The 10,588-nt window shown below is 45.1% G+C and carries 8 protein-coding genes; 3 read left to right on the forward strand and 5 right to left on the reverse strand.

What is annotated here, in order from left to right:
• Window positions 1-1,823: aminotransferase class III-fold pyridoxal phosphate-dependent enzyme (locus B4K20_RS05310; RefSeq protein WP_289282147.1), on the forward strand; the 1,823-nt coding region annotated here is incomplete at its 5' end.
• 27 nt (window positions 1,824-1,850) lie between these two features.
• On the opposite strand, the gene B4K20_RS05315 is transcribed toward B4K20_RS05310, so the two are convergent.
• From B4K20_RS05315 to B4K20_RS05335, 5 genes are all read right to left on the reverse strand, one after another.
• Window positions 1,851-2,621, reverse strand: coding sequence for a DeoR/GlpR family DNA-binding transcription regulator (locus B4K20_RS05315; protein ID WP_289282148.1), 771 nt, complete (start codon window positions 2,619-2,621; stop codon window positions 1,851-1,853).
• A 103-nt stretch (window positions 2,622-2,724) separates the two neighbouring features.
• Window positions 2,725-3,807, reverse strand: coding sequence for a cytochrome-c peroxidase (locus B4K20_RS05320; protein WP_289282149.1), 1,083 nt, complete (start codon window positions 3,805-3,807; stop codon window positions 2,725-2,727).
• A gap of 47 nt (window positions 3,808-3,854) precedes the next feature.
• Window positions 3,855-6,572, reverse strand: a complete 2,718-nt coding sequence (locus tag B4K20_RS05325) for a TonB-dependent receptor (protein ID WP_289282150.1) — start codon at window positions 6,570-6,572, stop codon at window positions 3,855-3,857.
• 60 nt (window positions 6,573-6,632) lie between these two features.
• Complete coding sequence (locus tag B4K20_RS05330; protein ID WP_289282151.1) at window positions 6,633-7,607, reverse strand: FecR family protein; 975 nt, start codon at window positions 7,605-7,607, stop codon at window positions 6,633-6,635.
• A 2-nt stretch (window positions 7,608-7,609) separates the two neighbouring features.
• Window positions 7,610-8,125 (reverse strand): sigma-70 family RNA polymerase sigma factor, encoded by a 516-nt coding sequence (locus B4K20_RS05335; RefSeq protein WP_289282152.1) that lies wholly within the window; start codon window positions 8,123-8,125, stop codon window positions 7,610-7,612.
• Window positions 8,126-8,290: 165 nt separating this feature from the next.
• Between B4K20_RS05335 and B4K20_RS05340 the strand changes: the two genes are divergently transcribed.
• Window positions 8,291-9,868 carry a peptide chain release factor 3 gene (locus tag B4K20_RS05340; RefSeq protein ID WP_289282153.1) on the forward strand — a complete coding sequence of 526 codons (1,578 nt, stop codon included), beginning with the start codon at window positions 8,291-8,293 and terminating at the stop codon, window positions 9,866-9,868.
• 79 nt (window positions 9,869-9,947) lie between these two features.
• Window positions 9,948-10,460, forward strand: coding sequence for a sigma-70 family RNA polymerase sigma factor (locus B4K20_RS05345; protein WP_289282154.1), 513 nt, complete (start codon window positions 9,948-9,950; stop codon window positions 10,458-10,460).
• Window positions 10,461-10,588: the final 128 nt, after the last annotated feature.

Genomic DNA, 10,588 nt, shown 5'->3' on the forward strand with positions numbered 1-10,588 from the left:
TTGGACCTGAGCCTTTATGGGGGGATTGGCGAGAAGCGCTTGGCTTGGATGAACAGGGGAAAGTGGTACTTGAGCAATTATGTCAGCTACTCGAGTCACAGTTAGAGGCCTATGGTGAGGGAGCAGACCGCTTCGGCTTAGTTCATGCAGATCTGCGTTTAGCGAATTTATTAGCAGACGGCCATGATCTTGGTGTGATCGATTTTGATGATTGTGGTTTTAGCTGGTTTATGTATGACTTTGCTTCAGCCGTCTCGTTTCTTGAGTTGTCGCCATTGTTGCCGGAATTAGAACGAGCCTGGGTTCGAGGCTATAAATCCATCTCACCTCTATCAGCAGAAGATGAAGCGATGATATCCACATTTGTGATGTTCCGTCGATTATTACTCACTGCCTGGGTGGCAAGTCACCCTGAAACAGAAACAGCAGCAGAAGCCGGGTTTGATCAGTACACGCAAGGCACTATTGAGTTAGCAAAGCGATATCTTGCCGAAAATGAACAGCAAGACACATCACCGCTAAGTGAAAAACGTATTCTCGATATGAACGCTTTTGAGGCTAAATCGGGTCAGCACAAGGAGAACGTCACACGGCGTCTTGATAATCTTGGTGCTGCTTCGGTTTTGTTTTACCAAGAGCCTATTGAAATGGTGTCTGCACAAGGTGCCTGGATGCAAGCCGCTGATGGTAAACGTTATCTGGATTTTTATAATAATGTGCCTTGTCTTGGTCATTGTCACCCGAGTGTCGTTGCTGCGGTGTCAAAACAAATTGCGACATTGAATGTACATACACGCTATTTGGTCAGTGTGGTGGATGACTATCTGGAGTCACTGAAAGCGACGCTACCCGAGTCAGTATCTAATGTCGTGATGACCTGCTCGGGTAGTGAAGCCAATGATTTAGCGATGCGTTTGGCTGAGCAGGCTTCAGGCGGAACAGGCTTTATTGTGACGGAAGATGCCTACCATGGTAATACCAGTCTGGTGACAACCGTCTCACCCTCCATTATCAAGCAAGGGAGTTTGCCCGATAATGTGGTAGCTATTCCGGCGCCATCATCGTCTGTGTACGAAGGAGACATAGCTGCCGGTTTTGCTGCAAAAGTCGCGGAGGCAATTGACACCTTACAACAGCGTGGTATCAAAGTGGCGGCACTGTTGGTAGATACCATTTTTTCTTCAGATGGTATTTTTTCCGAACCTCGTGGCTTTTTGAAACAAGCTGTTGAGGTTGTCCGCAACGCTGGCGGCGTGTTTATTGCTGATGAAGTTCAGCCTGGATTTGCCAGAATGGGAGAAACCTTCTGGGGCTTCGATTTTCATGGGATCATTCCCGATATCGTCACCATGGGCAAGCCGATGGGGAATGGATTCCCCATGGCTGCGGTGGCGACGCGACCCGATTATTTACAGTCCTTCTGTGCTGATGTTGGCTATTTTAATACCTTTGGTGGCAATCCGGTTGCGGCGGCTGCCGGTCAAGCTGTACTCGATACCATTCAACAGGAAAATTTGCAGGAAAATGCACGTAAGATGGGGGACTACCTCAAGCAACAACTCCAGTTTATAGCGCAACAATCGTCTTATATTGCTGATGTTCGTGGCCAAGGCTTATTTTTGGGTATTGATATTGGTGAAAAGGATAATAAACATAACCCTAATCCCACCAAGACACGACATATTATTAACGGTTTAAAACAAGCAGGGGTATTGATTGGTGCAGCAGGCAAGTACGGCGCTACCTTGAAGTTACGTCCTTTGCTAACCTTATCGCGATATGAGGCTGATTTCTTCTTAGACGCTTTATCAAAGCAGGTCTAGCCTCACTAGCATACTCATTGAGGTCAGTTAACTTGTTGATGCCTCAATGAGGCCGACCTTATCATCACTCAATGCTTTCTTTAAGGGACCACTGGGTTGGCGGTCAGTGACTAAATGATCGATCTCATTCCACCTGGCATAACGCGCCGTGGCCATGCGATCGAATTTACTGTGATCAGCGACCACCATATTGTTGGCACTTTGGCGAATCATCTGCTTATAAACATCAGCAGCATCGGTAAGCGCGTCAGCAGGGCCAGTTGGTGCCAAGCTGCTAGCACCTAGAATGGCCCAGTCCGCCGTGTAATCGGATAAAAACTGACAGGTTTGTGAACCATGTGTCGCGCCTTCTTCACCATGATAGACACCGGGTGCCATAATCACGTTAATAGTCGGGTTAAACGACAATACGGTTGCCACACCAAAGGCATGGGTGATGACCGTAATATTGTTCATTTCATAGGCTATGCGCTTGGCGACTTCGACGGTGGTCACCCCCGAACCTATCATCAAGACTTTGGCACCTTTCAACATGGGCGCTGCTTTTTTGGCAATGGCGGTGCGTTCGGCCAGATTGGCTTTATGTCGCTCATTTAATACAGGTTCTGCTGCCTGTCTCAGTAAGGCGCCACCATAAGTACGACTAATTAGGTTTTGTTCTGCCAACTCTTCTAAATCACGACGAATCGTTTCTGTCGTAACTTTCAGGGTTTTTGCTAATTCACTCACCCGCATAGAAGGATTGATGGTGAGCTCGTCAATGATTGCCTTGTGTCTTGCGATTTTTTTCCGTGACATGGTTACAGCCTTATGAAGAACCTAGAAGTTATCATAAAATTACTGATGGCCAACATCTCTGTTACAAGGTTTTTTTATCGAGCGAGTGAATGGAAAGGCATTTCTAGGGTAGTTCTTCTGGAAGAACTGGCTGTGGTAGATGACTGGATAAGCCGAGTAAAAATGCTTTCAGATCGGCCAGTTCTTGTTTTGACAGATCCAAGGGTTTTATTAGTGGCGATAATTGAGCGGTGGGAATGTCATCGGTTTTATCATCGAGTTTCGCATTTTGCCACCACCCCATATTGTACATAGCTAGCAGCATATCCAAATCCGTAACGAGGCCATTGTGCATATAGGGTGGCGAAGCGATACCTGTCCGTAATGCAGGTGTTCTAAAGGCACCGACATCTTCTGCTTTTCCCGTCATTTTATAGCGGCCCTGGAAATTACCGACTTGGTCAAATGATGTACCCAAGTGATGGAATTGATTATCACTGAGTAAGGGGCCATTGTGGCAATGGATACAACGCGCTTTTGTGCGGAATAAGTGTAGGCCTCTAATTTGCTGGTCGGTGAGTGCCGTTTGTTTACCTTCCATAAAGCGATCAAAGTCTGATGGCGATGAGCGAACTGTTCGCACAAAAGTGGCAATAGCCTGAACGATACGTTCAGGCGTGATGTTTTCGTCACCAAAAGCGGTTTTGAAAAGAGCAGGATAGGATGCGGTCTTCGCCAGTCGTTTTGCTGCATTCTCAGGATTCGCTGCCATCTCAATCGGGTTGGTCCAACTTGCCAGCGTTTGTTCTTCCAGACTGTTGACTCTGCCATCCCAAAACAATTGCTTGAGAAAGCCAGTATCAACGATAGAGGGTGAGTTGATGTCACCTTGAATACGATTATGTCCAATCGCTTTTCTTCTGCCATCAGCCCAGGCTAAATCTGGATCATGACAAGAGGCGCAAGCAATCTGCTGTGATTGTGATAAACGTCTGTCGAAAAAAAGATGTTTACCGAGCTGTTGCTTTTCCTCAGAAAAGGGATTGTCGAGTGGAAACTCAATCTGCTGGGGTAAAGGCATGAGTGGTTGCACCTCAACCCCAGCATCAAGTTTGGCTTCGGGCCAGTGTGTGACACCTTGCCTGTATTGCTCGATGAGCGTCATTGTGTCATTTTCTGCAAACGCCATTCTTGGCATTATTATCATCAGGACTAATACCAGCAGCTGGCTGTTTATATAGTTCATCGTCGACATCAGTAGCGATACCCAATTTCGAACCAGAACTGACGGCCTAAACCAAATAATTGGGTGCCCGATTCCGTCGTCACCACATTTCGCTTATCTGAGACGTTAATGATATCGGCTCGAATGTAAGGTGAGGAGGGGCGTGAAAGTAGCGCGTATTCAACACTGATATCCCAGCGCGTGGTTCGTCCTTGATTTTCTGTTTCATAACTATCCAGGCCGGTATCATCATCTTTACCTAAACTTTTTAAATATTTATAACCGTTGGTAAAGGCCCAGCTATTTTTAACCAGTAAACGATCATCAAATGCCTGCATGATAATGTCCAGATTAGCTGTCACTGGTGTGGCGAAGTCACCGGCAGGTAATGCTCGGCGAGCGACTTGATTACCTTCAAATATGACCTGTTCATTCGCATCGACACTAGATAGATAACCGCCACTATCACCATAGCGAGCATCAGTGTCTTTATCCATCCAACTCACGGTTGAATTAACTAACCATTTCATACCAGCAAATCGGAAAGGTGAAGAACGCCAGAACAGATCGACTTGTTGTGTATTACTGCTGCCTGAGTTTTCAAACCAACTGACTTCGGAAGTAGAATCATAATGGGTTCGAATTTGTTTACGTCCCTGGCGTTCTACGTATTGGAGGCCTGCTTGCCCACTTAATACTTCAGCATAGAGTCCTACGCTGTATTCATCATCATAAGGTGTATCGAGGTCGCGAAACTCCCACTCTTGTGTTGGATCAATAGTGGTCCAATTGTCACTTGCACTATCGCGTTCACGAATGCTCATGCGACTACGTTCTTCTTCTCGTAAGCGATAAGATAAAAAGGACTTACCGTAGTAACGGTTTGCACCAACGGTAATACGTGCTGTTTGCGTGTTGTTTAAATAGACACCTGCTTGAATTCTTGGTGCTAAATTGACATTGTCTAACCAATCATCATGTTCCACTCGCACACCAGCACGCCAAAAGACATGCTGGTAGTCACCGTTTAATTCAGTAAACGCAGAAATATCCATATTATCAAAGGCAATTTTCCCCGCCTGGTAAATGACTTCCCGGCTATGAAACTGATCGCTAGGCGCCCATGAGCCCGGTGAGGTTTGAGGAGGGAGTGGCTGAGTGAAGTCTAAGGTGTATTCATTGAAGGTAAAGTCATTTCCGCGATCCTGCATGTAACGAGCCCATTTCAGCTCGGTACCATAGCGCCATACATGGGACTCATTCAGTGAGGTGGTAAAGTTAAGTGTTGAACCAATCGTATATTGACGGTTGGCTAAATCACCATATCCGCCAAAAATCCCCGCTTCATAGATACTGGTGTATTTATATTGATCAATGGTGTTGCTTTCAAACTCACGTTGATCGGCATCGGTACCTGCATTGAGATTAAGATCCATACGAGTGTCAGCGAATTGTTTCCCAAAATTAACACTCGCATTCAGACCTTGATGTTGTCCTTCAAAGTCTGAACCAATGTAGTTAATCAGGAAACTGTCTTCGTAATAATCGCTGTAGGCGACTGAGGCATTGAGATCATAATCACGTTCGAGCAGGTCAAATCTAACCACGCCGTATCGTGATTCTTTATCTAGGGTTTTTTCATCGGAAGGTTTAAATATACGCCCTGTGTCAGCAAAGTAATCAAAATCTAATTTCACCAGTTGCTTTTGGGAAATATGTGATTCTTTTTCACTATAACCTGCAAAAACACCTATATCACCTATTCGTGTCGCGCCTTGCAGAGCTGTCTCTGATTTACGGAACTTAGGATGATAATCTCCGGGCAAGCCAGTTGGTAATTGTCTTGCCCCATCTTCAAAAAACTCACCTTCTTGAGACTCATCAACATGAAATTCCGTCCAGCTGTCTTGGGTTTTACGGTGTTTGATTTGAAATTCGTCTCGTCCTGAATATGCTTTGGTTTCTGCTTTGACGACACCACCAACAAATCCTCCTTCACTGGCTGAAGCATTCACATCAATGACAGTTAAATTATCCAGAAAAGTGGGGTCAACAAATAAACCTTGAGAGTGTCCGGCAACCCGTGTGTAGTTCGAAGCACTTTCTTCAAGAGCAGGATCCAGCCGACTGTCAATACTAGCCCCATCAAGCATTAATTTATTTTGATATGGAGCTGCACCACGAATGGAAAACTCTGCTGGTTTGATATCACCTTGTTGCAGGCTTGAGCTGGCCGTGTCATCGACACGTACTGAAGGGATAAGGCTCAGTGCTTCTGCCAGATCTGACCTAAGTGATTGGCGCATTTCGATAGAGGTGAGGGTTTTTATTTCTGGGTTATGAGGTAATGCTTCAATATTCAGTTGTGGTAAATCTACGCCTGATTGATCCGCACTCTGAATAGGAAGGATGGTGTAACTTAATTCACCATTTTTGACGTATCTTAGCCCACTGTGCGCCAATATTTGGTCTAAAGCCTGATAAATGCTGCGAGCCTGCTTAGCACCTGGGCTTGATTGATCCCTAACTAAATCTGCTGAAAAACTAATCAGTAACCCTGTTTGTTGACCGAGTTGGTTAAGGGCAGTCTCTAAAGACCCAGCAGGTATGGAAATTTGCTTTGATTCGGTCACGCTAGTGCGCTTTGATGAAGTATCGTCTGCGAAGCTGACGGAGGGAAAGACGATACTTGTGCTGGATAGCAGGAGAATATTGAGTATTGTCGAAGATAAATAAGTTCGATTCATAATGGATTCCGTGGTTTGTTCTGTTGTTATTACTCAGGACGAACCAGGAAAAAAATCAGCTCATTTTTTTTCAGATAAATGAAACCAGATGCCAAAACGTTTTGTGTAATTTAGGTTGAGCGCTCTACTAACAGCATTCATAACTGCTGCTAAATCGTCGGTTGGGTATGAGCCTGAGACTCTCAAATTAGCAATCTGTGGTTCATAGCGGATAAAGGCATGATGGTATCGACTGAGTTCAGAGACAAAGCTGTTCAAGGGCATATCAGATACGATTAACATGCCTGTTTGCCAGGCAAGCGTTTGTGTATTGGCCTTGAACATCGACATTTCTCCTGACGCAGTCAATGTCAATGCCTGGTTTTCCTGAAGTGTCCATGATGTCAGATAGTGCTTCTCGGTCACGGTTACTTGGCCTTCAAATAGTGTGACTTGTATCAGTTCAGGGTATTGTGTGACGACAAAGTGGGTGCCTATCGGTGTGATATCTCCGATAGCTGTTGTCACTTTCAGCTGTTGTTGAGGGTGCTGTTCGGCATGGGTGATGATCGCTACTTCACCTTGCTTGAGTACGAGAGTCATCAATGTATTCGTTTCGTCTATCTCAATGATGGTGTCAGTATTGAGGTGGACTTCAACACCATTTGCCAGTGTCCAGCTACGGTGTTCACCTACTTTGGTGGCGAGTGTCTTATTTTGTTGATGGGTGACAGGTGAACCGATAAACCATGGGGTTGAGCCAATCACCGCAATACCAAATAGAGATTTAAGCAACTGTCGGCGAGGTCCGGGAGATGGCTGACTGAGAACGTGTTGGCTGATTGGACGACGCTGTGGCGCGTTAATATCATTAAGCATCATGTCAAAAGCAGCAATCTTCTGCCAGGCTTCATCATGAACCGATGATTGCTGTCGCCATGAACTGATGCGTTGTTGAGTTAAAGTGTGATTAACAGAATTTTGTAGCTCCAACCACCAATCGGCCGCTTCTTCTGCAATGGTGAGTGGGATTGTACTTTCGTTGAGTGATCGCATCGTTATACTGACAAATTAAAACAACAACTCAACATGGCTTGCTTCAAATGGCGCTTCACGGTGCTGATGGATATAGCGAGTCTATTGGCTGTGTCGGCATAATTTAAGCCTTCCAGCTGAACGGCGATAAATGTCTGACGAACATCTGTTTTCAGTTGTCTTAGTCGGTTATCCACCTGAATTAATAACTCTAAATGCTCCACTTGCTCTTCAGCTGATGGCGCTAAATCTGGCTCAAGTTCGCTAACGCATTGCTGATAAGCCGTTTCAATGTTCTTTTTACGCCAATGATCGGTCAATAGGTGGCGAGCAACCGTTTTTAAATAAGCATCACTATCTTCAATAACATCGTTTTTTACCCGTTTTAACAAGCGCTCAAAGGTATCGTGTAGTAAGTCAGCAGCCAGATGGTTGCAACCCAATTGTTTATACAGCCAACTTCGCAGCCACTGTTGATTATGGATATACAACATTTCAATCTGCTTAGAAGCGTGTTGTTGTGAACTAGTATGTTTCATTCAAGAGATATTTTTATAGATGATAATGATAATGTTTCTTATTATCATTTGTTGCGGAGCAACTGTAAAGTGGAAGAATTTATATTTGAGAAACAGGCATTGATGCGAGAAAATGGCTCGTTTGTCGTCGATGACGATACTGAAACTCTTGAAAGTGATTAAATTATGTCTAGCCCAGTCCAAAAAGCGGCTTCAAAGCGCCGCACTTTTGCGATTATTTCGCATCCTGATGCCGGTAAAACGACCATCACTGAAAAACTCCTCTATTTCAGTGGCATGATCCAATCCGCGGGCAGTGTTAAATCTCGCAAGACTGATAAACATGCCACTTCTGACTGGATGGAAATGGAGAAGGAGCGGGGCATTTCTGTCACCTCATCAGTGATGCAGTTTCCATGGCGTGATGAGATTGTGAATCTGCTTGATACACCGGGCCATGCTGATTTCTCGGAAGATACTTATCGCACATTGACCGCTGTGGATTCAGCCTTAATGGTAATTGATAGTGCCAAAGGTGTTGAAGAACGGACTATTAAGTTGATGGAAGTCTGTCGTCTGCGTGATACGCCGATTCTGACCTTTATTAACAAATTAGATAGGGAAGGTCGTGAGCCTGTTGAATTGTTGGATGAAATCGAAACGATTCTAAATATAGGCTGTGCGCCGATCACATGGCCTATTGGCATGGGTAAAGGCTTCAAGGGGATTTATCACTTATTAGATGATAATGTTCATTTGTTCGAAGCGCATGCCAAAGAAGCGGGTGAAGTCATAGAAGGGCTTGATAACCCTCGCTTAGATGAGCTATTCGGTGGGCTGGCGGAAGACTTACGCATGGAGATTGAGTTGGTGCGTGGTGCCAGTAATGAATTTGATTTGGAGCTGTTTTTAGCTGGCGAGTTGTCACCTGTGTTTTTTGGCTCAGCGATGAATAACTTTGGTATTACAGAGTTATTGGATTCCTTTGTGAAATATGCGCCACCGCCACAATCTCGTGAGACAAAAACACGCGTTGTTGAGTCTGGTGAAGAGAACTTTAGTGGCTTTGTATTTAAGATTCAGGCGAATATGGATCCAAAGCATCGTGACCGGATTGCTTTCTTACGCGTGTGTTCAGGTAAATACACTAAAGGTATGAAGTTGCATCAGACTCGTATTGGTAAAGATGTGACTATCGCGAACGCCGTGACATTTATGGCGGCGGAACGCGAACAAGCCGAGGAAGCTTATCCTGGTGATATTTTGGGTATGCACAATCATGCCACGATTCAGATTGGCGATACATTTACTCAGGGTGAAGATCTTCAGTTCACCGGCATTCCTTATTTCGCACCAGAGTTATTTCGTCGTGTCAGATTGAAAGATCCGCTTAAAAATAAAGCCTTATTGAAAGGCTTGCAGCAATTGAGTGAGGAAGGGGCAACACAGTTATTCCGCCCACTTGATAATAATGATCTCATTCTGGGTGCGGTGGGTGTGCTTCAGTTTGACGTGGTGGTTCATCGTTTGAAAGGTGAATATAACGTGGAATGTGCTTATGAAGCGGTTCAGGTATACACCGCCCGCTGGGTCTATTGTGATGATGTCCGCAAACTGGAAGAGTTTAAAAAGAAAGCGTCGCAAAACCTGGCATTAGATGGTGCCGGAAACCTGACTTATATTGCACCAACGCGGGTGAATCTTGACCTGACGATGGAACGCTGGCCAGATATCGATTTCCGTTCCACACGCGAACATCTCTGATGGCTGAATAGCTATTGCCTGATTGAGGTTGGATATTATATGATAATGATTCTCATTTATTTAACCCGTCAGGCAAGCTATGTCCGTTTTTCAGGAGTCAGAGCAACAAACGATATCTAATCTCTATCGTCAACATCATACTTGGCTGTTTCGGTGGTTACGCGGCAAAGTGGAATCTACCGAGTCTGCGGCGGACATTTCCCATGATATTTTTGTCACATTACTGGCGCGTGAAGAGCAACTCTTACTCACAGAACCACGCGCCTTTTTGACAACATTGGCAAAGCGAAGTGTGGCTAATCACTGGCGACGTCAACAAGTAGAAAAAGCGTACTTGGAAGCCATTACCGATATACCTGAAAGTCTCCAACCATCAGAAGAAGAACGCGCCATCATTGTCGAAACCATAGTGGATATAAACCGGCGTTTGCAGGGCTTACCGTTGGATGTAAAGCGCGCTTTCCTCTATGCGCAATTGGATGGCATGAAGCAACAGGAAATAGCTGAAAAATTAGCGGTGTCGGTGTCCACTGTTAAGCGATACTTAACTCGGGCAGCAGCGCAATGTTATTTTGCAATCACCGTCAAATAATCCATGCCAGACGCAATACAGGTTGAACAAAAAATCGCATTAGAGACTATTGAGTGGTATCTGGCGTTATCCGAACAGACGGACGACAAGCTCTTGTATCAGCAATGGCAGTCGTGGTTGGCAGCCGT

It is taken from the genome of Methylophaga sp. UBA5088 (assembly GCF_002414625.1).
Taxonomy (GTDB): Bacteria; Pseudomonadota; Gammaproteobacteria; order Nitrosococcales; family Methylophagaceae; genus Methylophaga; species Methylophaga marina.